Genomic DNA, 21512 nt, shown 5'->3' on the forward strand with positions numbered 1-21512 from the left:
GCCCGGATCACAAAATGAAAGGCCATCCTTACTCTGCTTGACCTGGGGTGATTGCCGGTCGCGGCACAGCGGACCCCAGGTTTCGGCTAGGTTTCCCCCTCGTGACCGGTGGTAGTGATCGGGGCGAGTTGCTGAGCGTCGGGCCGGGCCTCGCCGTCGTGCTCGTCACCCTCGCGCTGACCGGCGCCGCAGTGGCCTGGCTCGGGCGCACCGGCTACGGGGCGGCGGTCCTGGGGGCGGCGGCGCGGGCCACGCTGCAGTTGGCCGTCCTCGGCATGGCGCTGAGCCTGATCGTGCGGAGTCTGTGGTTCACGGCGGCGTTCACCGTACTGATGGGGTGCACGGCGGGCTGGACCGCGGCGGGACGCATCGTGGGGCGCCGTCCCCGCTGGTCCGAGTTCGCGGTGACGACCGTGACCGTCGCCGGCCCCGCGGCGCTCCTGACGGTCGCGCTGATCCTCTCGGGCGTGCTGCCCGCGCGGGGAATCGCCGTGATCCCCGTGGCGGGCAGCGCGATCGGGGCGGCGATGGCCGCAGCTGGGTTGGCGGGCACGCGTGCGCTGGAGGAGCTCGCGGCGCGGCGCGGCGAGCTGGAGGCGGGGCTGTCCCTGGGGCTGGATCCGATGTTCGTCCGGCTCGACCTGACCCGCTCAGCCGCGGCGACCGCGCTGATCCCCGCACTGGACCAGACGCGGACCGTGGGACTGGTGACGATCCCGGGCGCTTTCGTGGGCATGGTGCTGGGCGGTGCCTCACCGGTGGCCGCGGCGATCATGCAGCTCTACGTCCTGGTCGCGATCCTCTGCGTGACCCCGATCGCAGTCGTCGCGGTCACGTGGCTCGTCGCCGACGGCAGGTACGAGACCGGTCGGCGCAACTACTGAGCTCCTGCGGTCGATGGTGCCCACCACGCGGGCACTATCGACCGCACTACGAACCGGCGATGGCGTTCAGCTCGGCGACCGCGTCCTCCGGGAGTTCCAGGGCAGCGCCGGCGATGTTCTCGCGCAGGTGGACCACCGAGGAGGTGCCGGGGATGAGCAGGATGTTCGGGGAGCGCTGCAGCAGCCAGGCGAGGGCGACCGACATGGGCGTCGCCTCCAGCCGCGCGGCGACGGCGTTGAGCGCCTCCGACTGCAGCGGGCTGAAGCCGCCGAGCGGGAAGTACGGCACGTACGCGATCCCCTGCGCCGCCAGCGAATCCACGAGCTCGTCGTCCACGCGGTGGGCGATGTTGTAGAAGTTCTGTACGCACGCGACCGGGGCGATCGACTGCGCCTCGCGTACCTGCTCGGCGGACACCGTGCTGATGCCGAGGTGGCGGATCAGCCCCTGCTGCTGCAGTTCGGCGAGCGCGGTGAAGGGCTCGGCGATCGACCCCGGAGCAGGCGTGTCGAAGTCGCCGACGCGCAGATTCACCACGTCGATCGCGTCGAGCCCGAGGCGTTCGAGGTTCTCGTCGACCGCGCGGCGCAGGTCGTCGGGCTCGAGGGCCGGCGGCCAGCCGCCCGTGGCGTCGCGGCGGGCCCCGACCTTGGTGACGATGTGCAGCGAGTCCGGGTAGGGGTGCAGCGCCTCGCGGATGATCTCGTTCGTGACGAACGGCCCGTAGTAGTCGCTGGTGTCGATGTGGGTGATGCCGAGGTCGATCACATCGTGCAGGACCTCGATCGCGGCCTCGCGGTCCGCCGGCGGGCCGAAGACACCCGGGCCGGCGAGCTGCATCGCGCCGTAGCCGAAGCGGGTGACCGACAGGTCGCCGCCCAGATCGAATGTCCCGCCGGGCGGCGTGGGTGCGGTCATGAGGACTCCTTCGTCGTCAGCGCTGATCCCTCCAGCGTTCCACTGCCGCCACGATTTCGCACGGGACCCGTCGAGCGCGGGTACCCGGCCACCCCCTCGGCGTCAGTATCCGTGCTTGTCCTGCCGCACCTGCCGCCAGCGCTCCATCATCTCGGGGAGCTCGCCGATCATGAACTCGAAGAAGTCCCGCATCACGGACAGCCGCTCAGCGGCGGGACCGCCGGGCGGAAGTTCCTCGATGCCCTCGATCGCCACCTCGCGCCACCGCTCCAGGATCGGATTCCGCGAGGCGAAGACCTCGTACCAGATGTCGTCGCCGAGCGTGATCAGACTGTGCCGCGACCCCGGGACGTGGGTGCGGCGGATCATGGACGTCTGCTCGAGGTACCCCACCGCGCCGGACACCGCCCCCGCGGACACCTGCAGTTGCGCGGCGATCTGCGACGGGGTCAGCGCGGCCTCCGGCGAGGTCAGCACCGCGGCGAACACGCGGGACGCCATCCGCTGCATCCCGGCCTCCACGAACGCGGCTGCCATGTTCTCCACGAAGTCCGGCGCGTCCATATCGCGCAGATTATCTGAATTTCTGACACTTCACAAATTTGTGAAATGAGCGTAGCGTCAGCGCCATGACAACTGACGTCATCCGCGCCGAGGGCCTCACCAAGACCTTCGGCAGCGCACATGCCCTCAACGGACTCGACCTGACCGTGACCCCCGGAGAGGTGCACGCCTTCCTCGGACCCAACGGCGCCGGCAAGTCCACCACCATCCGCGTCCTGTTGGGGCTCCTGCGGAAGACCTCGGGCACCGTCGAACTGCTCGGCGGCGATCCGTGGCGCCAGGCGCCCGAACTGCACCGTCGCCTGGCCTACGTACCGGGCGATGTCACCCTGTGGCCCAACCTGTCCGGCGGCGAGATCATCGACCTGATGGGCCGCCTCCGGGGCGGGCTCGACGAGGCCCGCCGCGCCGAGCTCATCGAGCGCTTCGCCCTGGACCCCGCGAAGAAGGCGCGCACCTACAGCAAGGGCAACCGGCAGAAGGTCGCGCTCGTCGCGGCGTTCGCGGCGCGTGCCGAGCTCATGATCCTCGACGAACCGACCTCCGGCCTCGACCCGCTGATGGAGGAGGTGTTCACGCAGTGCCTCGCCGAGGCGAAGGCCGCGGGCACCTCGATCCTGCTGTCCAGCCACATCCTGTCCGAGGTGGACCGGGTGGCCGACACGGTCACCATCATCAAGGACGGCGCGACCGTCGAGACCGGTTCCCTGGCCTCGCTCCGCCACCTGTCCCGCACGCGTGTCGAGGCGACGCTCGCGCGGACCGTCGACCTGTCCGGCGATCCGGACGTGCACGACCTGCAGGCCGACGGTGACCGGGTCTCGTTCAGCGTCGAATCCCGTGATCTGGGAAGGGTTCTCGGCGAGCTCGCGGCCGCCGGGCCCACATCGCTGACGAGCCGCCCACCCACGCTCGAGGAACTGTTCCTGCGGCACTACGACACCGCGGGGGCCGTGCGATGACGGGTCTGGCTCCCGCCCTCCGGTTGGTGTTGCGGCGCGACCGCATCCAGCTGGTGGTGTGGCTGTTGCTGTACGTGGCCATGGCCGCGTCGGCGTACTCGACGGCGAAGACCAACTACGCCGATCCCGAGTCGCTGCATTCGGCGGCGCGCGCCGCGAGCGAGAACCCCTCCCTCGTGGCGATGTTCGGCCCGGTCTACTCGGCGACCGTGGGCGCTGTCGCCATGATCAAGATGGTCGTCATGATGGCGGCCGCGCTGGGCCTGCTCACCGGGCTGCTGGTGATCCGGCACACCCGCGCCGACGAGGAGTCCGGCCGCCGGGAGATGTTGGGCGCCTCCGCGATCGACCGCACGGCGCCCCCGATCGCCGCGCTCATCGAGTCCGTCGTGCTGAGCCTGGCGATCGGCGTGCTCAGCGCGCTGGTACTGATCGGCATGGGTGCGGACGCGCGCGGCAGCCTGAACTTCGGTGCGCTGTGGGCGTTCACGGGCATCGTGTTCGCGACATGGGCCCTGCTCTGCGCACAGCTCACGGAGGGTGCTCGCGCGGCCCGCGGACTGTTCGCCGTGGGCCTCGGCGTCGCCTACCTACTCCGGGCCGTCGGCGATGTCTCCGTCATCCTGACCGACGGTACGCTGCCGGCCGAGCCCGGCTGGGAGTCCTGGCTGTCCCCACTGGGCTGGGCGCAGCAGATCCGGCCCTTCGCCGCGGACCGGCCGTGGCCGATCCTGGCGCTGCTGGCACTGTCCGTGGTGTTCACCGCGGTGGCACTGCGCCTGGCCGCAGAGCGCGACCTGGGCGCCGGACTCATCCCCGTGGGCCGCGGAAAGGCCCGTGCCGGAGCCCTGCTCGGCACCGTCGAGGCGCTGACCTGGCGGCTGCACCGGGGTCAGGTGATCGGCTGGAGCGTCGGCTTCCTCGCCGTCGGCCTCGCCTTCGGCGGCATGGGCAGCGCGATCGACTCCCTGGTCGGCAACAGCGGCACGCGCGAGATGCTCGAGCGGCTGGGCGGATCCGGCTCGAGCATGCTCGACATCTTCTTCGGCGCCGAGTTCTCGATCATGGGCATGGCGACGGCCGCGCTGGGCATCTCCATCGTCAACACCGCGTGCTCCGAGGAGACCTCGGGCCGGGCCGAGTACCTGCTGTCCGCGCCGGTCCGGCGCCTGCGCTGGTACGCCTCGCACCTGACGGCCGCCGTGATCGCGACCTCCGTCGCGACCTTCGCGCTGGGCGTGGGGGTCTCGCTCACCGCGGGGCGCCAGCTGATCCTGCCCGCCCTGGCCGCGCTGCCCGCCGTGTGGGTGATCACCGCGATCGCCGCCCTGGCCGGCGCGATCTCGGCGCACTGGTCCTCGGTCGGCTGGGTGGTCCTCGCGCTGTGCGTGATGACCATGGTCGCCGATGTGCTCAAGCTGCCCGACTGGGTCGCGAAGGTCTCGCCGTTCAAGCACGTCGCGACGCAGCCGGGGGCGACGGTGCTGACCGGCGCCACCCTCGCCCTGGTCCTGATCGCCGCGGCGGGTCTCGTCGCGGCCGCGTTCTCCGAGTCGCGGCGGGATCTGGCCTCGTAGGGGCCGGGTCTCACGCACTGAGACGGTTGAACTTTCACCTGAGAGACACCGGGCTAACTTGAAAGATCAAAAGCCCTGCAAATGACTACTGACCGCAGCGAGCGAGTCAGCTGCGGTCAGTGCTGTCTTAGGATAACAGGACCATTGCGATCATGCATATATCCCGTCGCGGTATTTCTGTCACGTGTTTTTCGCACCGCGAACGCAACGCTCGAGCAGTGAGCGTCCCGCGGGGTAGGCGGCCAGCGCGGCGGGCAGCGACCCGACGCGGCCGGACTCCAGCACGGCCACCACATCGCCCAGCTCCGACGGGCCGCCGGGCTCGACACCGAGCCGTCGGAGCGTCTGCCGCGCGACCGGCTCCGGCGAGTCGAAGACGGCCACCCCGCGCCCCGTCCGCTCCCGTAGGGCGGCCACGATCGGCTCCCTGACCAGGCCGTAATGGGTGCAGCCGAGCACCACCGACTCGATGTCCGCGGGCGTGGCGGCGGCCGCGTCCGCGATCGCCGACGCCACGCGAGTCGGTTCACCGGAGTCGATCGCCTCGGCCAGGCCGTAGCAGGGGATGCGGTGCGCGAGCGCGGGGTCGGCGAAGGCGTCGATGAGCGAGGTCTGGTAGTCACTCACGGTCGCGGCCGCAGTGGCCCACACGGCGAAGGGACGCCCCGTCGACCCCGCCGGGCGGATGGCCGGCACCACCCCGACCACGGGGATCGCGGGTTCGAACCGGGCCCGGGCCGCTTCGAGCGCGTACATCGATCCCGTGTTGCAGGCGACGATGATGGCGTCCACGTCGTACCGCGCCGCGGCGCCGGCCATGGCCACCACGCACTCGGAGATCTGCGCGGGTTCGAGCAGGCCGTAGGGCATGTTGTCGGGGTCGCGCGCCAGTACGAGCTCGGTGTCGGGGCGCACGCGGGAGAGGGCGTCGGCGTAGTTGACCATCCCGAAGCCCGAGTCGATCACCGCAACACGCATGCCTCGAATTTACCGGGCGGGCCGCAGCCGGAAGACGGTGGTCGCCGTCACCACCACCGGCAGCTGCCGACGGTAGCCTGGCCGCATGCGCCGCGCCCGCCTCATCGTGATCGGGGGCGCCGTGCTCTATTCGGCCTGGTTGATCGCGCCCGTGCTGGGCTCCGAGCTGAGCCCGCTGACCTCCTATGTCAGCGAGGTCGGCGCGTCGGGGCAGCCCTACGCGCGGCTGTTCCGCGCCACGGACCTGCTGGCGGGCACCGCGCTCGTGGTCGCGGCGGCGCTGATCTGGCGGGCGGCCCCACGGGCGACGACCCGCGCCGGCACTGCGGCTGCCCGGGGCGCGCTGCTGGGCCTGCTCGTCCTGGGCGCCGCGACCATGTGCGACGCGCTGATGCCGCTGTCCTGCACGCCCACCGCGGATGCCGCGTGCGCCGCGCGGGAGCTGGCCGGGCAGGTGCCGTTCACGCACCTCGGGCACGCCGTCTCCTCCGGGATCGCCGGTTTCGGCGGCGTGGTCGCCGTACTCGGCTGGGCGCTGTGGCGCGGGGCGGAGGGCGCCGACGGGCGCACTCCCCTACTGCGCCGGTTCGACGGTGTCCGGCTCACCCTGGGCGCGGGCGTCGCGTTCCTGCTCGCGACGGCGTGGACACTGCTCGCGATGCTCGAACCGGCCCTGTACCTCGGGCTGGCGCAGCGGGCTCAGATCCTCTCGCTCACTCTGTGGCTGGTGCTGGTGGCGCTGCCGCCTCGCGCTCGGCCGCGCTGATCACCGAGTCCAGCAGGCCGGGGTAGGCGCGCTCCACGGCGTCGACCCGCAGCAGCTGCCTGGTGTGTGCGCCCACGTCCTCGCGGCAGGTGATCCCGGCCTCGCGGAGCACCTTGAAGTGATGGCTCGCCGTCGCCTTGGTCACGCCGTCGTAGAGGTCCGCGCAGGCCACGGGGCCCTGCTCGCGGTGCAATCGCCGGACCATCTCGAGGCGCACCGGATCCGCCAGTGCGCTGAGCACGGTGTGCAGCGAGGCGACCTCGATGCCGGACGCGACTGTGACGTCGATCATGATTCTCGTTCCCTGAGATAACTGTTTGATCCTCATCGAACCGGGTGTAGCGTACGTAATGGTTCGACGATCATCGAACTCGACCGTACACCGGAGGCGTACCCGATGAGTATCACCCAGCAGGCACCAGCACCGTCGACCCATGCGCACCCGCAGCGCTGGGCCTTCGCGCTCCTGCTCACGCTGCTGGCGCTGGCCCTCGGCGTCTCGGGTCTGCCCTCCCCGCTGTACCCGCTCTACCAGGAGCAATGGCACCTGTCGGCGCTGTCGACCACGGTCGTGTTCGCGGTGTACGCCATCGGCGCGCTCGGGGCGGCGCTCACCGTCGGGCCGATCTCCGACGCGATCGGCCGCAAGCCGGTGCTGCTGGCCGCGGTCGCGACGATCCTGCTCGGGCTGGTGCTGTTCCTCTTCGCGGGCGCCGAGTGGCAGCTGATCCTGGCGCGGTTCCTGCACGGCGCGGCGATCGGTTCGATCACCGTGGTCGCCGGCGCCGCCCTCCTGGACGTCCGGCCGGACGACGGTGCCCGCAACGGCATGCTCTCCGGTGTCGCGCTCAACGTGGGCATCGCCGCCACCGCGCTCGGTGCCGCGGCCGTGGCCCAGTACGCGCCGCACCCGCTGCGCACGCCGTTCGTGACGATGAGCGTCGTGGTGCTCGCGATCCTCCTCGGCGTCATCGCCCTGATCGAGCCGCACACCGGGCGCACCGGCGGCCGCGTCCGGCTGAGTAGGCCCGGCGTGCCGGGCGAGATCGCCTCCGACTTCTGGTTCTCCGGCATCGGGATCATCACCGCGTGGTCGGTGCTCGGCGTGTTCCTGAGCCTGTACCCCGCGCTCGTGCAACACGTGACCGGGCACCACTCCGTGATGTTCACCGGCGGCCTCGTCGCGGTGATGGCCGTCGCGTCCGCGATCTCGCAGTACATCGGCGGCCGCTACCCGGCGCGCCCCACCGCCGTCGTCGGCGACATCGGCCTGGCGCTCTCGCTGGCGCTCGCCGTGGTCGCGGTGCGCCACGGCCACACCTGGCTCATCGTGCTCGACACCGTCCTGCTCGGCGCCACCTTCGGCCTGGCCTTCGGCGGGTCGCTGCGGCACCTCGCCGCCATGGCCCCGGCGCACGCCCGCGGCCAGGTGATGAGCGCGTACTACCTGCTCGGCTACCTCGCGATGGGCGTGCCGACGGTGATCGCCGGCTACCTCGCCACCACCTACAGCACCGCCACGATCTTCCCGTGGTTCGCCACCGCCGTCGCCGGTGCGTGCCTCCTGGCCGCCGCCATCGGCCTCCGAGGCCGACGGTCCGTGGGCTCGGTGGGCGAGCGCGAGGACTCGACGATGCACTGACTCTCGGATTCTGACCGATATGGACAGGATCCCGGACCATCGTGGGCCGCAAGGCATCTGGTGCCGCATAGGGGAGTCGGCGCCGCATGGGGGACTACTTCTCTCCCCCACCGAACGCCGCGGCGCCCCATGGGGGACACGGCGTCGCGCGGGGGACGGCCGAGCCCACACCGAACGACCGGCGTCCCATCGGGGTCCGAACGCCCGGCGCTCCTTTCGGCGCCGCGCGGGGGACGAACCCTCTCCCCCACCGGACGCCTGGCGTGTCCTGGGGGAATCGGTGCCACGTTCGGGAATCGGCGCCGCATGGGGGACACGGCGCCGGACGCGAGATGGCAACGGCGGCTGCAGATCCGGCACTGTCCATTTCGGTCAGAATCCGAGAGTCGCGAGATCGGCTGAGTCCTCCTTCGGCGCAGAGCGCACGAAGCCGCCACGTACCTCGCGGGAGACCACCGCTGCCGGCCTCGCGGCGGCCGCCGCCGGAGTCCGCGGATCAGCCGGGGGGCGTGCTCGTGCCGGGCTCGCCGGTGGGCGGCACCGTCGACGACGGGGTGGGGGCGGCGGAGGAGGCCGGGGCGAGCGGGACACCGTCACCGTCGACGGGCACGGCGCTCCCGGCGATCCAGGTGGACCACGGGACGGACCAGTCGCCGTTCTGCCACTGCTCGAGCGCGGGGCCGCCCGTGTTGCGGACCTCCACCACGTCACCCGGCTGGGAGAGCCCGAAGAACCACTGCGCATTGGCCGGGCTCAGGTTGAGGCAGCCGTGCGACTGGTTGCTCACGCCCTGCGCCCAGATGTTGTCGAGGGCGTGCAGGTAGATGCCGTCGTTGCTGATCCGGGTGGCCCAGCCGATGGTCTGCTTGTAGCCCAGCCGCGAGTTGATCGGCAGACCGTAGGTGGACGAGTCCATGATCACGGGATTGGCCTTGTCCAGCACCGTGTAGACGCCGCGCTGCGTCCAGAAGTGGAAGGTCTTGCCGTTGATGACCTCGTTGCCGCCCTGCCCCATCGAGGTGGGCATCGATCGGACCATCTGTCCGTTCACGAAGACCTGCACCTGCTTGGTGGTGTCGTCGGCGATGGACACGTGCGACTCGCCGATGGTGAACGAGACGGAGACGTCCTTCTCGCCCCAGAGCCCGGGGCTGACCTCCTTGCCGAAGACGCCCGCCTCGATCGACACCTTCGTGCCGGACGGGTAGTAGGCCTTCGGCCGCCACGCGACGGTCTTGTCCGTCGTCCACATCCAGGCCCCCGGCACCGCCGGGGTGGTGGTGACCGTGAGCAGCTTCTGCGCCATCACGCGGTCCTTGATCGGCTCGTCGAAGTGGACGACCGCGACCTGCCCCACGCCGTAGACGGCACCGTCGTTCAGCGACATCCCGCCCGTGTTCTCGAAGTAGGGCTGGGTCTTGTTCGACTCGTCGACCTTCACCGTGGAGAAAGTGACGCGCTTCTCGCGCGGCTGGCCCAGCGTCTCGTACTTCGCGACCAGCGTGTACACGCCGCTGTAGGCCAGCGGCTTCGTGGGCTTCCACGAGAGCAGGTCCGTCGAGAGCTCCCCCTCGACCGCGACGCCCTTGTCGTCGGTCAGCGTGACCGAGCCCAGCTTCGCCTTGGCGATGGAGACCTCGACCGGAGCGATCGGGCTGATCTCCGTGGCACCGTCGGCCGGGCTGACGGTGACCTCCGCCGGGTCCGCGGGTGGGCCGGACGGACCCGCGCTCGCGCCCGAGCCTCCCGTATCCCCGATCGTGCAGCCGGCGACGACCACGGGCACCGCGGCCGCGGCACCGATCAGTACCGCACGCCGGCCGACGCGCTCGTTGAACATGCTCACTGATTTCCCCTCGTCAGATGACCGCAGTCTAACGATCGGAACCGACATCGCCGTTCGGGTAACGCTCGCGGTGCACCGCCTCGGCGAGGGGCCGCCGCTGCCGCCAGCCGAAACGCTCCAGGTCGGGGACGGTCTGGAGCCGGGTCACAGGGCCCACGCAGAGCCACGCCACAACGTGCACGTGCTCCGGCACGTCGACCAGTTCCCGCAGGAAGGGCTCCCGGTAGAAGGACACCCACCCCACGCCGATGCCCTCCGCCGTCGCGGCCAACCACAGGTTCTGGATGGCCAGCGCCACCGACAGGTGCCCGGTCTCGTCGATGGTGTGCCGCCCCAGGATGTGCGTGCCGCCGCGGGTGGGGTCGTAGGTGACCACGACGCCGGTCCGCGAGAGCTCGATCCCCTCGATCGAGATGGGATTGAGCGTGTCCTTCCGATCCTCGGGCAGGGACCGCGCGAAGTCCTCCCGGCAGTCGCCGACGTGCTCGGCGAACCGGGCGAGCGTGCCCGGGTCCTGAACCACCACGAAATCCCAGGGCTGCGTGTTGCCGACGCTCGGCGCGCTGTGCGCGGCGCTGAGGATCCGCAGCAGGCGATCGTCGTCGATGACCTCGCCCGCGAACTCGTTGCGCACGTCGCGCCGGCGCAGGATGGCCTCGAAGACGTCCATCAGGCGCCGTCGGCGACGGCGGCCAGAGCCCCGAGGGCCGGACCGGTGAGCCGCTGCGTGGTCCACTCGTCCATGGGGACCGCCCCGATGGACCGGTAGAAGCCGATCGCCGGCGCGTTCCAGTCCAGGACGGTCCACTCGAGCCGCTCGTAGCCCTGGTCCCGACACTCCTGCGCGAGCGCCGCCAACAACTGCTTGCCGTGCCCACCGCCGCGCACCCCGGGGCGCACGTACAGGTCCTCGAGCCAGATGCCGTGCGTGCCGGTCCACGTGGAGAAGGTGCGGAAGTAGACGGCCATGCCGACGACGGTCTCGGTGCCGTCGGCGCCGACCTCCGCGGCGATCCGGGCGAAGACGGCCGGCGCGGGGCCGAACAGTGCGGCCCGCAGCTGATCCGCGGTCGCGACCGCGGCGTCCGGCTCCTTCTCGTACGCGGCGAGCTCGGCGATCATGGTGAGGATCTCCGGAACGTCCGCCGGCGTCGCGAGACGGATCACGAGGCGCCCCCCGGGGCCGTTCCTCCGGCGGCCGCGGCCTGCGCCGCGATCGCGGGCATCAGGCACTCCCGGACCACCCGGCCGGCGGCGTACGGGTCGTCGAAGCTGATCAGGCCGTCCGGCGCCAACAGGACCGAGTGCCCGACCCGCGCGAAGATCTCCGCGATCGGTTTGGCGTCGAACTCGGGGAGCTCGCCCGTGGCCTGGAATCCCTCGATGATGTGCGCGGCGAATTCCCGGCCGATCTCGATGAGCATGCCGCCGCCCTGCGCGATCATCGGCAGACCGACCACGACATTGCCGTCGCCGATGCCCCGGATCAGGGGCCGACGGTGCGCCTCCCGCAGGAACGCGACGAACCCCTCCGTCAGCGCCTCCTCGACGGTGGCCAAGCCCTTGACCTGCTGTTCGACCGCGCTGAGCAGTTGCTCCGCCTCGTACCGAATGGCCTGCTGGACCAGGTTGTCCTTGCGGTTGAAACGGCGGTAGACGGTGGCGACGCCGATGCCGGCGAGGTTCGCGACGTTCTCCATCGTGGTACGCGAAATGCCGACGCTACCGATACTCGACACCGCCGCAGACAGAATGCTCTGCGCGGTCTTATCGTTTCTGCCGGGACTCACAGCAGTCGATTCTATGCGGTGCGCGGATGCCGGGGGTTCCCACCAACTGTTCGCGGCATCGATCTTCTATTATTACAAGTGGCGCTCGTAGAAATGGCCCCGCAGAGTCGAGCGCCGAAACCGAGAGGAACCTGGAGCGATGAGCGAAGGCCGGAGCAAGCCGAACCTGCTGCAATTCATTCCGTACGCCTACGGCCGCACGGTGCTGCCGCCGTCGATGCACCCGTGGGTCGCCAACGATCTCGCCGGGCCCGGCGCGGCCATGCGCACCGTCGTGCGGTTCGCGATCCCCTGCCTCCTGATCCTGGTCCCCTTCTGGTTCATCGACACCTCGGTGCTGAACCGCATGACCATGACGCTGCCGATCTTCATCCCGTTCGTGTACTTCTCGATCGCGCTGAACAAGATCTACCGGCGCGGTCGGTTGCGGCATCACGGCCTCGACCCCGAGCTCGTCGACGTGATCGCGCGGAGGAAAGAGGCGGACGTGCACGCCGACTACATCGCCAAGTACGGCCCGCGCGACGACGACTGACGCTCCGCACCGGGGGGCGCGACCGCCGCGCCCGCCGTGATACGTGACGCACGTCCTACTATCGGTGCCATGGCGCTCACCGACCTCCTCCACACGCTGTCCCTGAAGATCCCGACGCCGCTCGTCGCTGGCGCCGCGAAGGCGCTCTTCGGGCTGCCCGTGCCCGTCAAGCAGCGACTCGGGACCCCGCGGACCGTCGAGGGCAACGAACTCGGCATCGACTCGCAGATCACGCTCCTGCTGCTGGGGCTGCAGGGCGTCGACGGGCTGTCCGGCGCCCGCGACGTCGCCTTCTCCCGCGCATCGCTGAACAAGTTGGGTCAGGCGGTCGGTACCGGGGCCGGTCCGACGGTCGGCGCCCGGGGCGTCATGGTCGACGGTGCCGCCGGCCCGCTCCCGGCGCGGCTCTACACGCCCGCGGGGCTGGAGGCCGGATCACCGCTGGTCGTGTTCTTCCACGGCGGCGGTTTCGTGCTCGGCGACCTGGACTCGCACGACGCGCCGTGCCGGTACATCGCCGACCGTGCGCGGGTGCGCGTGCTCTCGGTCGACTACCGACTCGCGCCGGAGGCGATCTTCCCCGCGGCCGCCGACGACGCCGTCGCGGCGACGCGGTGGGCCCTCGCGCACGCCGATCAGCTGGGCGCGGACGCCACCCGAGTGGCCGTCTCCGGCGACAGCGCGGGCGGCAACCTGGCCGCGGTCGCGGCCCGCGAGCTGTCGCTCGAGGGCGGCGCGCAGCCCGCCTTCTCGCTGCTGTTCTACCCCGTGACCGGTGCCGATCCGGCGAACCGCAGCCGCGACACCTTCGCCACGGGCTACTTCCTCACCAAGGCCGACATCGAGTGGTTCCGGGAGATCTACACCCCGGAGCCCGGCCAGGACACGGACCCCAAGTTCGATGTGCGGCACGCGGACGGGCTCGAGGGCATCGGACGGACCCATGTCGTGGTGGCGGGCTTCGATCCGCTGCGCGACGAGGGCGCCGCCTACGCGCAGCGCCTCCGCGACGCCGGGGTGGACGCCACCACGCAGCTGGCGCCCGGCTCGCTGCACGGATTCATCAACTCGGTGGGCGTGAGCGCCGACGCCCGCCTGGAGGTCGACGCCGCCCTCGACGTGCTCCGCGACGCTCTGGTGCATCGGTCGAAGTAACCGGGCCGTGAGCTGCGGCGGATCGACGCGGCACGGCGCATCGCAGGAAAGTTGGCGCACGTACGCGTACACCACGTATCGTAGGTTCTGCGGCCGCCATATGACGTCTCCCCCCACGTCGGTGGTTGCGTGATTGAGCCTTGATACCGGTTCCCCCTCCTCCCCCCATTCCGGGAGCCGGTATCAAGGCCTTTCGCGTATTCGGGGGCATCTGCGGATACTGGAGTGGTGACCGACCTCTCCACACCCGCTCCGCCCGCCGACACCGCCCCGGATGCCGGCCGGATGCAGCGCACCTTCCTCGAGGTCGACGGCATGACCTGCGCCGCGTGCGTCGGGCGGGTCGAGCGGAAGTTGGCCAAGGTCGACGGGGTGCGCGCCGTCGTCAACCTCGCGACGCGGACGGCCACCGTCGAGCACCCGGCCGGGGTCACCGTGCAGCAGCTCGCGGACACGGTCGAGGCCGCCGGGTACAGCGCCACCCCGAAGTCGCCCAGCCCGCGCCGCGCGATCCTCGCCGAGGAACGCGAACGGCGCGACGTGCTGCGCCGGCTCATCGTCTCCCTGGTGTTGTTCGTGCCCGCCGCGGACCTGTCGATCGTGCTCGCGACCATCCCGTCCACCCGCTTCCCGGGCTGGCAGTGGGTGCTGCTCGCGCTGAGCCTGCCGGTGGTCACCTGGGGCGCCTGGCCGCTGCACAAGCGAGCGTTCCAGGGCGCGCGGCACGGAGCCGCGACCATGGACACCCTGGTCTCCGTCGGCATCATCTCGGCCACCGCGTGGTCGGTGGTCACCGTGCTCACGCCGGGGCGGCAGCGCCCCGACCCGCACGGCTTCTGGAACGCCGTGCTGCAGTCCGACCCGATCTACCTCGAGGTCGCGATGGGCGTCACCGTCTTCGTGCTGGCCGGCCGCTACTTCGAGGCGTCCGCGCGGGCGAAGGCCGCGTCCGCGCTGCGCGAGCTCGCCTCGCGCGGCGCCCGCGAGGTGTCGGTGCTGGTCCGCGACGGTTCCGAGCTGCGGATCCCCGTCGGCGAGCTGCGCGAGGAGCAACTGTTCGTGGTGCGCCCGGGCGAGACGATCGCGACGGACGGCACCGTCGAATCCGGGTCGGCGTTCGTGGACAACTCGGCGATGACGGGCGAGTCCCGGCCCGTCCCCGCCGGGCCCGGCGACCCGGTGGTGGGCGGCACGGTCTGCCAGGACGGGCGTCTGACGGTCCGCGCCACCGCCGTCGGCGAGGACACCACCTTCGCGGCGATGCTGCGGCTCGTCGAGGACGCGCAGGCCACCAAGGCGCGGATGCAGCGCCTCGCCGACCGGGTGTCCGCCGTCTTCGTGCCCTGCGTCTTCGCCATCGCGGCCCTGACCTTCGTGGGATGGCTGATCGGCAGCGGGTCCATCGACCACGCCGTGAAGGCCACGATCGCCGTGCTGGTCATCGCCTGCCCGTGCGCGCTCGGGCTGGCCACCCCGGTCGCGTTCATGGTCGCGTCGGGGCGGGGCGCACAGCTCGGCGTGTACGTCCGCGGCCACCAGGCGCTGGAGGCCACCGAGACCGTCGACACCGTAGTCTTCGACAAGACCGGCACCGTCACCACCGGCGTGCTCTCGGTGACGGCCGTGAGCGTCGCCCCGGGGTTCACCGAGGACGCGGTGCTGCGGCTCGCCGGGGCGGTCGAGAGCGCGTCCGAGCACGCCGTCGCGCGCGCCGTCGTGGCCCGGGCGGGTGCGGACCTCCCCGCCGTCGAGGACTTCCGGGCCGTGCCCGGGCTCGGCGCGTCGGGCCGGGTCGACGGTGCCGCCGTGCGCGTCGGATCACCCCGCTTCGCCCCGCCCGGGGCCCTCGCCGGGGCCGTCGCCGCCGCGGCCGAGTCCGGGCGCACCGTCGCCGTCGTCGAGGTCGACGGTGCCGTCGCCGCCGTCCTCGAGGTGGCCGACACGGTCAAGCCCGACGCCGCTGCCGCGGTCGCGCGGCTGCACGAGGCCGGGATCCGGACGGTGCTGCTCACCGGCGACAACGCCGCGGCCGCGGCGAAGGTGGCGGCGCTCGTCGGGATCGACGACGTGCGCGCCGACGTGCTGCCGGACGGGAAGGTCGCCGCCGTTCGGGAGCTGCAGGAGTCGGGCCGGAAGGTCGCGATGGTGGGCGACGGCGTGAACGACGGCCCCGCCCTGGCCGCCGCGGACCTGGGCCTGGCGATGGGCACCGGCACCGATGTGGCGCAGAGCGCCGCCGATGTCGTCCTCATGCGCGAGGAGCTGTCGGCGGTGCCCGATGCACTGGGCCTGGCCCGCGCGACGCTGAAGACCATCAAGGCGAACCTGGTGTGGGCCTTCGGCTACAACGTGGCCGCGATCCCCATCGCCGTCGCGGGCCTGCTCAACCCCCTCGTCGGCGCCGCCGCGATGGCCTTCAGCTCGTTCTTCGTGGTGTGGAACAGCCTGCGCCTGCGGAAGTTCGGCACGCGCCCGTAGGACGCCTCGGATCCTCGGTGCGTGTCGGCGACGACGGGTCGGCGTGTCGTCGCAGGATTCCACCGAGGCTCCTGGCAGGCACGAGCACGCCCGCTCAGAGCAGCTCGGGCTCGGAGTCCTCGTCGCGGTTGCGCCAGGCCCAGTGCAGAACGAGTCCGAGCGTCACGAGCGCGATGGCCGCCTCGTCGGTCGCCCAGGCCACCACGCCGCCCACGAACTGGTCGCGGTGCAGATCCGTCATCCACGGGAAGTCGAGGTACAGGTACAACCGCGAGCCGACGAGCCCGTCCATCGTCATGACGATCAGGGCGAACACCATGGTGATCGGCATCATCGCCAGCAGCATGCCGATCCGGCCGATGAAGGGCAGCTCGGTCGGTACCGGATCGATCTGGAAGACCCGCCAGTAGAACAGGAAGCCCGTGAACAGCAGCGCGGCGTAGATGGCCAGGTGCCCCCAGTGGAAGCGGCCGATGCTGTCGAACAGCGGCGTGAAGTACAGCACGTACAGCACCGCCGCGAACAGCGCCAGCTGCACCACCGGCCGCATCAGCACCGCGAAGGACCGGGATTCGAGCAGCATCGACAGCCAGCGGGCGGCCGCGCCGCGCAGCGTCCGCTGCAGCAGAGTGATCGGCGCCCCCAGCAGGAGGAACACCGGAACGATCGAGGTCATCAGCATGTGCACCACCATGTGCACGCTGAACATCGCGTTGGAGTAGGTGCGTAGCCCGGAACTGGTCAGGGTGAGGAGCGTCGCGCAGCCCAGCAGGAACAACACCGTCCGGTACCACGGCCAGTCCGCCGTCCGCCGGACCAGGATCAGGTAGCCGACGGCGAGGGCGATCGCGAAGGGGGCGAGGTTCAGATCGAGACGCCAGTTCCCGAGGAAGGCCATCGCACTCGGCGGGTCCGGCAGGTTGTAGCCGAGGAAGTTCTCCCCCACCGTGGGCCGGCTCCGCAGGAAGGGGGGCGGGGTCAGCTCGGACGCCGCGATCGCGGTGCCGAACGCCGCGGTCAGCAGCGCCGCCGCGACCGGCAGGGCGCGCAGCCAGTGCGCCGCGCCCGCCGCCACGAGGAGCACGCCGGTCGCCAGCAGCAGCTGGCCGTACCAGGTCACCCAGAGGTCGGAGCCGGGCGCCATGATCACCGCGATCACCGCGCCGTTGACGAGCGCGAGCGCGGCGTACACCGGGCCGATCCAGCGCCGCTCCGGCCGCGCCGGCAGCCGCACCGCCGACCACAGGCCGCCGAGCCACAGCGCTGCCACCGGCGCGAGGGTGGTCAGGGCCGCGGTGGAGTAGTCGTGGTTCCAGTTCTGCGTCTCGTTGGCGGTCACCACCGTTGCGAGCAGGCCCACGAGGGCGGGCAGCAGGATCCACAGGTGCGCGACCCAGGTGTAGGCGGTGCGCAGCGCCACGTACACCGCCACCGCGCAGATCAGGGAGACGATCCAGCCCTTCGCCGTCTCCGAGGCCGAGATCAACACACCGAGCCCGCCGACCCGGTACGAGGCGACGAGATCCTGGGCGGCGCCCTCCGCGGCGGCGAGGAAGATCATCGGCACCGAGACGACGGCCCAGACGGCGGCGTACCGTCGGGCCTGCAGCTGCGTGAGGTACCCGCGCAGGCCGAGCTCCCCGGAGTCCAGGGCCCTGGTGCGGAACACGGCATAGCTGATCGACCCGAAGGTCAGGGCAGCGGCGACGGTGCCGACCAGGCGGCCCACGGCCGACCCGTACGCGGTCAGCGCACCCGGATAGCCGTTGCCGTTCACGAGGTAGCGCAGATCGCCCTCGCTGGCCACGAGCCAGAGCAGCACCGCGAGCGCGGCGGCCGCACCGATCAGGAGCGCGACGCCGGCACCGCGGGGCGCGCCGGGCGGAACCTGCTCGAGCTCCGGGGCGGCCTCGGGATCCTGCGCCACCGTCGACAAGCTACTTCGCGTCCTTGATCTTCTTCACCGACTTGTCGAAGAACGAGTCGAACTCGCCGCGATCGGGATCGCCGCCGAGCTTGGTGCCCTGCACCGCGACGGTGTAGCCGCGCAGCGAGGCGACGCCGACCAGAACCTTCTGGTGGATCGGGAAGGAATCGGCGCCCTTGCTGCGCGTCCCGTCGACCGCGATCTCGAACGTGGCCTTCTGCGTGTCCGAGGCCACCTCCTTGGTGATGGCGCGCGCCTTGATCGTGCCGCCGCGCGGGTCACCCGTTTCGATCGTCACGTCGGAGCACATCTTGAGCAGCCCGACCTTGAGCGTGTCGACGTCGACGTCCTTGGCCACCAGCGATGCGCTGAGGCTCTTGCGGTCCTTGTCGTTCACGCCGGCGATCGTGTTCGCGTCGCCCTCGGAACTCTTCAGCGCGGACAGCAGGTTCTTGCACTCCGGCGGGTTCACCTTCGCCGACGACGCGAGGGTCAACGGGTCGGCCCCCAGCTCGTTCGCCAGCCGCTGCTGCGGTGCGGGAACGATGATGTAGCCGCCGGGGAAGTCGCTGGAGTTGGCCAGCAGGTCGGACGCCGGCGCGGTCGGCTTGGTGGTGGCATCGGGGTCGGCCTGGGCGATGCCCCCGGACAGGCCCACCACCAGCGCGGTTGCGGCGGTCAGAGTGGCGGCGCGACGCAGGCCCGCTCGCTTGAGGTCAGTCTTCGCGTTCATCTCTCACCTATCTCCGGTCCCGATCCGTTCGTTACGCCGGTCGACGGTGACCGTGGTCACCGCACGGCGCGCTTGCGCACCGCGATCATGCCGAGGGCGGCCACCGCCACGATGATCTCCGCGGCCGCGAACACGATCATCAGGGTCATCCACGGCTCCATCGAACCCATAGAGTGTCCCATCGATCCCATGTCCATGCCGGGCATCGAGTGGTCCATACCGCCCATCGACGAGCTCATCGCCGACATCAGGACCGGGTGGAGGGCGATCATGATCGCGCCCATCGCACCGGTCAGCACCCAGGCGCTCACCGTCGGATTGCGGAACAGGCAGACGGAGCAGTGCGCGCACCCGATGAGCATCGCCGCGACCAGGATGGACACCACCCAGCTGTGCTCGCCCAGCATCGGCAGGTGCACGAGCGACGTGGCCAATGCCACGGCGGCACCGACCCAGCCCCAGATGCGGGCTGTGCGGGACGTTCGGGTGGCCTCGGCATTCGCGTGGTTCACGACCGTGATCCTACCCGGCGGCACCCGCATCGGAATCCTCCGGCGCCCGCTCACCGGAAAGCCGGTACGCCACCCCCGCGAGCGCGGCGAGGATCCAGGTCAGGTACCAGATCTGCATGAAGCCGGAGGTGTCGAGGATCAGGCAGATCACGATCAGCGCGGCGACGGCGCCACTGATGCCGCTCGCGAGCTCGGCCGTCGCGCCCGAGGCCCGCGCTGAGGCCCGGATCGCGAGGTACAGGGCGAGCGCGAGCGCGGCGATGAAGGTGACCAGGCCGAAGATCCCCGCCTCCATGAGCCGGGAGAGGTACTGGTTGTCGAGGACGGGCTGCTTGAGCGTCGGGTACGCGCCCACGCCCTGACCGAACCAGAGGCGCTTCCACACGTTCTCCGCGACGAACGCCTGGCCCACGGCCCGCGACTGCAACGACGAGTCGTTGCCCGAGCCGGCGAAGGTCTCGATCAGCGCGAGGATCACCTTGATCTGGAACACCGTGCCGACGAGGAACAGGCCGACGGCGCTCGTCACGATCACCAGGAGGCGACGCACCGGCCAGCGCCAGCACATCACGGCCACCGCCGCCGCGCCGCCCACGATCGCCGACCGCGACAACGAGGCCAGGTCGGCCGCCACGATGATCGCCGTGCACAGCGCCCACGGCCACACCTTCGCGCCGCGCTTGCGGGCACTGAGGATCAACGCCACGCCCAGTGGGACCAGCACGGTGAGCACCGCGCACAGCTCGAGCGCGTGTCCCGCACTGCCCTGCGGACGGTTGAGGCCGGCACGCGTGAAGTTCTTGATCAGCACGAAGTCACTGGCCTTGGTGATCACCGGGATCCGGAAGTTCGGTGCGAGGTCGAGACCCGTGGCGGCGTACACGAGCGCGAACAGCGCACTGACCGTCCCCCCGAGAACGAGTCCCCCCAGCACCAGCCGCAGCGCGTGCTCCGACCGAACCACCGCGAGGATCAGCAGCACCATCCCGACCAGGAGCATGTCGACCATGACATAGCGATCCATGGCGTCGACGGTGATGCCGCTCGGAACGCCGCGTGCCATCGCTCCGCCGTAGGAGACGAAGGAGGCGAACGCGTACGCGAGCACCGCCGCGACGATGGTCCGGTCGCGCACCACCGGGGCGTAGCCCGTGAACGCCGCGGTGCCCCACACCGCCGCACCGATCGCGAACAGGGTCTGGGCCAGCGTCAGGCCGTAGGTCGCGGGCACCAGGATCGACTGTCGCATCGACAGCAGCGCGAACCCGCCGGCCGCGACGAACACCGCACCGGGCGGACCGATCGTCTGTGCGATCCGCCGCGTCACCGTCGACCCGACCTCGACGGGGTCGACCGTGGGCAGCGCCTGCCGGAGCCTGCTCACAGGCGGACCCGGTTCGGACGCTCGATGCCCGACTGCGCCCCCGTCCCGGACTCCCCGTCCGCCTCGGACTCCCCGTCCGCCTCGGACTCCTCGTCCGTTTCGGGCTCGGCGTCCGACGGGGCTGGGCCGCCCGGCCCCGCGACGCCCTCCGGCGGCGAGGCCGGATCCTCCTCCGCCCGCGGTCCGTCGTCCTGCGGTCCGCGGACCGCGCTCCGGAGGGCCGCGACCATCACGAAGACGAACATCGCCAGCAGTACGCCGCCCATCGCATACCCGACGGCCGCGCGTACCGGATCGGCGCCGCTCCGGATACCGGGCCGCGGCTCGACGCTGACCCGCAGGTCGGCGAGTGTGCCCGGGAGTGCACCGGCCTCCTGCTGCATCGTCTGCAACCGAGTCCGGAGGAAGTCGATCAGCGCGACCGCGGCCTCCCGGGAGGTCCATTCGTCCGGGGCACGGACGGCGAACAACACCTGCGGCGAGAGCAGGGCGGAGGACCCCTCGCCCGCCACCGTCGAGACCACGTAATCGGGCGAGCCGCCCTTGGCCTCCACGACCTTGCGGGCATCCTCACTGAGCGCGACCGTCGCGAGCACGTGGGCCAGCTGCGCGGTGTTCGACAGATTGGTGAACGGGTTCAACGCGGGGTTGGGGTTGCCGGCACCGGGCGGGATCGCGACGACGGCGCCGACCGACTCGTACTCGACGGTGACGGACTTCCATCCCGCAGCGCCGCACACGACCGCCGCGATGACCGCCACGATGACCACGACGCGGCGAAGGAAGACGGCGCGAACCATGCCCGCGATATCCATCTCGTCTCCTTCCTGCAGCTGGTCCGGGCGCGTGCGTCCGATTCT

At 71.0% G+C, this 21512-nt stretch carries 21 protein-coding genes; 8 read left to right on the top strand and 13 right to left on the bottom strand.

Annotated elements, in window-relative coordinates; translation table 11 throughout:
* Positions 1–101 precede the first annotated feature (101 nt).
* Positions 102–884, top strand: coding sequence for an ABC transporter permease (locus HF999_RS15045; protein ID WP_168546671.1), 783 nt, complete (start codon positions 102–104; stop codon positions 882–884).
* A 46-nt stretch (positions 885–930) separates the two neighbouring features.
* On the opposite strand, the gene HF999_RS15050 is transcribed toward HF999_RS15045, so the two are convergent.
* Both HF999_RS15050 and HF999_RS15055 read right to left on the bottom strand, forming a co-directional pair.
* Positions 931–1803 (bottom strand): aldo/keto reductase family oxidoreductase, encoded by an 873-nt coding sequence (locus tag HF999_RS15050; protein WP_168546672.1) that lies wholly within the window; start codon positions 1801–1803, stop codon positions 931–933.
* 102 nt (positions 1804–1905) lie between these two features.
* Positions 1906–2367, bottom strand: coding sequence for a GbsR/MarR family transcriptional regulator (locus HF999_RS15055; RefSeq protein WP_168546673.1), 462 nt, complete (start codon positions 2365–2367; stop codon positions 1906–1908).
* 65 nt (positions 2368–2432) lie between these two features.
* On the opposite strand from HF999_RS15055, the gene HF999_RS15060 reads away from it, so the two are divergent.
* Positions 2433–3329 (top strand): ABC transporter ATP-binding protein, encoded by an 897-nt coding sequence (locus HF999_RS15060; RefSeq protein ID WP_168546674.1) that lies wholly within the window; start codon positions 2433–2435, stop codon positions 3327–3329.
* Complete coding sequence (locus HF999_RS15065; RefSeq protein ID WP_168546675.1) at positions 3326–4906, top strand: ABC transporter permease; 1581 nt, start codon at positions 3326–3328, stop codon at positions 4904–4906. The genes HF999_RS15060 and HF999_RS15065 overlap by 4 nt, the downstream gene beginning before the upstream one ends.
* Positions 4907–5086: 180 nt before the next feature.
* On the opposite strand, the gene HF999_RS15070 is transcribed toward HF999_RS15065, so the two are convergent.
* On the bottom strand, positions 5087–5884 hold the full coding sequence (locus HF999_RS15070; protein ID WP_168546676.1) for a glutamate racemase: 798 nt from the start codon (positions 5882–5884) through the stop codon (positions 5087–5089).
* Between the two features lie 85 nt (positions 5885–5969).
* Between HF999_RS15070 and HF999_RS15075 the strand changes: the two genes are divergently transcribed.
* A complete protein-coding gene (locus tag HF999_RS15075; RefSeq protein WP_210733827.1) occupies positions 5970–6650 on the top strand; it encodes a DUF998 domain-containing protein in 681 nt (226 codons plus the stop codon).
* On the opposite strand, the gene HF999_RS15080 is transcribed toward HF999_RS15075, so the two are convergent.
* Positions 6598–6942, bottom strand: a complete 345-nt coding sequence (locus tag HF999_RS15080; RefSeq protein WP_210733828.1) for an ArsR/SmtB family transcription factor — start codon at positions 6940–6942, stop codon at positions 6598–6600. The two genes, HF999_RS15075 and HF999_RS15080, sit on opposite strands and share 53 nt — an antisense overlap.
* A 105-nt stretch (positions 6943–7047) precedes the next feature.
* Here HF999_RS15080 and HF999_RS15085 point away from each other — a divergent pair, with 105 nt between their 5' ends.
* Positions 7048–8292, top strand: a complete 1245-nt coding sequence (locus HF999_RS15085; RefSeq protein ID WP_168546677.1) for an MFS transporter — start codon at positions 7048–7050, stop codon at positions 8290–8292.
* Between the two features lie 496 nt (positions 8293–8788).
* On the opposite strand, the gene HF999_RS15090 is transcribed toward HF999_RS15085, so the two are convergent.
* From HF999_RS15090 to HF999_RS15105, 4 genes are read right to left on the bottom strand one after another with little or no spacing between them, the layout of a single operon-like run.
* Positions 8789–10132, bottom strand: a complete 1344-nt coding sequence (locus HF999_RS15090; protein ID WP_168546708.1) for a L,D-transpeptidase — start codon at positions 10130–10132, stop codon at positions 8789–8791.
* 34 nt (positions 10133–10166) lie between these two features.
* Positions 10167–10808 carry a 5,6-dimethylbenzimidazole synthase gene (gene bluB, locus HF999_RS15095; protein WP_168546678.1) on the bottom strand — a complete coding sequence of 214 codons (642 nt, stop codon included), beginning with the start codon at positions 10806–10808 and terminating at the stop codon, positions 10167–10169.
* Positions 10808–11305: a GNAT family N-acetyltransferase gene (locus tag HF999_RS15100; protein ID WP_168546679.1), complete on the bottom strand. Its 498-nt coding sequence runs from the start codon at positions 11303–11305 to the stop codon at positions 10808–10810. Before HF999_RS15100 ends, bluB begins: the two co-directional genes overlap by 1 nt.
* The gene (locus tag HF999_RS15105) at positions 11302–11928 is read right to left on the bottom strand and encodes a TetR/AcrR family transcriptional regulator (protein WP_168546680.1); all 627 of its coding nucleotides are present in this window, start codon (positions 11926–11928) and stop codon (positions 11302–11304) included. The genes HF999_RS15100 and HF999_RS15105 overlap by 4 nt, the downstream gene beginning before the upstream one ends.
* Positions 11929–12067: 139 nt before the next feature.
* Between HF999_RS15105 and HF999_RS15110 the strand changes: the two genes are divergently transcribed.
* The 3 genes from HF999_RS15110 to HF999_RS15120 all read left to right on the top strand — a co-directional run bounded on the left by HF999_RS15110 (position 12068) and on the right by HF999_RS15120 (position 16096).
* Complete coding sequence (locus HF999_RS15110; protein WP_168546681.1) at positions 12068–12463, top strand: DUF5313 domain-containing protein; 396 nt, start codon at positions 12068–12070, stop codon at positions 12461–12463.
* Positions 12464–12532: 69 nt separating this feature from the next.
* Complete coding sequence (locus tag HF999_RS15115; RefSeq protein WP_168546682.1) at positions 12533–13618, top strand: alpha/beta hydrolase; 1086 nt, start codon at positions 12533–12535, stop codon at positions 13616–13618.
* A gap of 285 nt (positions 13619–13903) precedes the next feature.
* A complete protein-coding gene (locus HF999_RS15120) occupies positions 13904–16096 on the top strand; it encodes a heavy metal translocating P-type ATPase (protein WP_168546709.1) in 2193 nt (730 codons plus the stop codon).
* Between the two features lie 94 nt (positions 16097–16190).
* Here HF999_RS15120 and HF999_RS23050 read toward each other — a convergent pair whose 3' ends face one another.
* Genes HF999_RS23050 through HF999_RS15145 form a run of 5 tightly spaced genes read right to left on the bottom strand, consistent with a single transcriptional unit; the run spans position 16191 to position 21467 of the window.
* Complete coding sequence (locus HF999_RS23050) at positions 16191–18023, bottom strand: cytochrome c oxidase assembly protein (RefSeq protein ID WP_168546683.1); 1833 nt, start codon at positions 18021–18023, stop codon at positions 16191–16193.
* Positions 18024–18033: 10 nt separating this feature from the next.
* Entirely contained in the window at positions 18034–18756 is a 723-nt protein-coding gene (locus HF999_RS15130; RefSeq protein ID WP_168546684.1) for a hypothetical protein, read from the bottom strand.
* A gap of 56 nt (positions 18757–18812) precedes the next feature.
* The gene (locus HF999_RS15135) at positions 18813–19268 is read right to left on the bottom strand and encodes a hypothetical protein (protein ID WP_168546685.1); all 456 of its coding nucleotides are present in this window, start codon (positions 19266–19268) and stop codon (positions 18813–18815) included.
* Between the two features lie 10 nt (positions 19269–19278).
* A complete protein-coding gene (locus HF999_RS15140; RefSeq protein ID WP_168546686.1) occupies positions 19279–20652 on the bottom strand; it encodes an O-antigen ligase family protein in 1374 nt (457 codons plus the stop codon).
* Positions 20649–21467 carry a hypothetical protein gene (locus HF999_RS15145; RefSeq protein WP_168546687.1) on the bottom strand — a complete coding sequence of 273 codons (819 nt, stop codon included), beginning with the start codon at positions 21465–21467 and terminating at the stop codon, positions 20649–20651. The genes HF999_RS15140 and HF999_RS15145 overlap by 4 nt, the downstream gene beginning before the upstream one ends.
* Positions 21468–21512: the final 45 nt, after the last annotated feature.

The organism is Tsukamurella spumae (assembly GCF_012396015.1).
In the GTDB taxonomy this organism is placed as follows: domain Bacteria; phylum Actinomycetota; class Actinomycetes; order Mycobacteriales; family Mycobacteriaceae; genus Tsukamurella; species Tsukamurella spumae.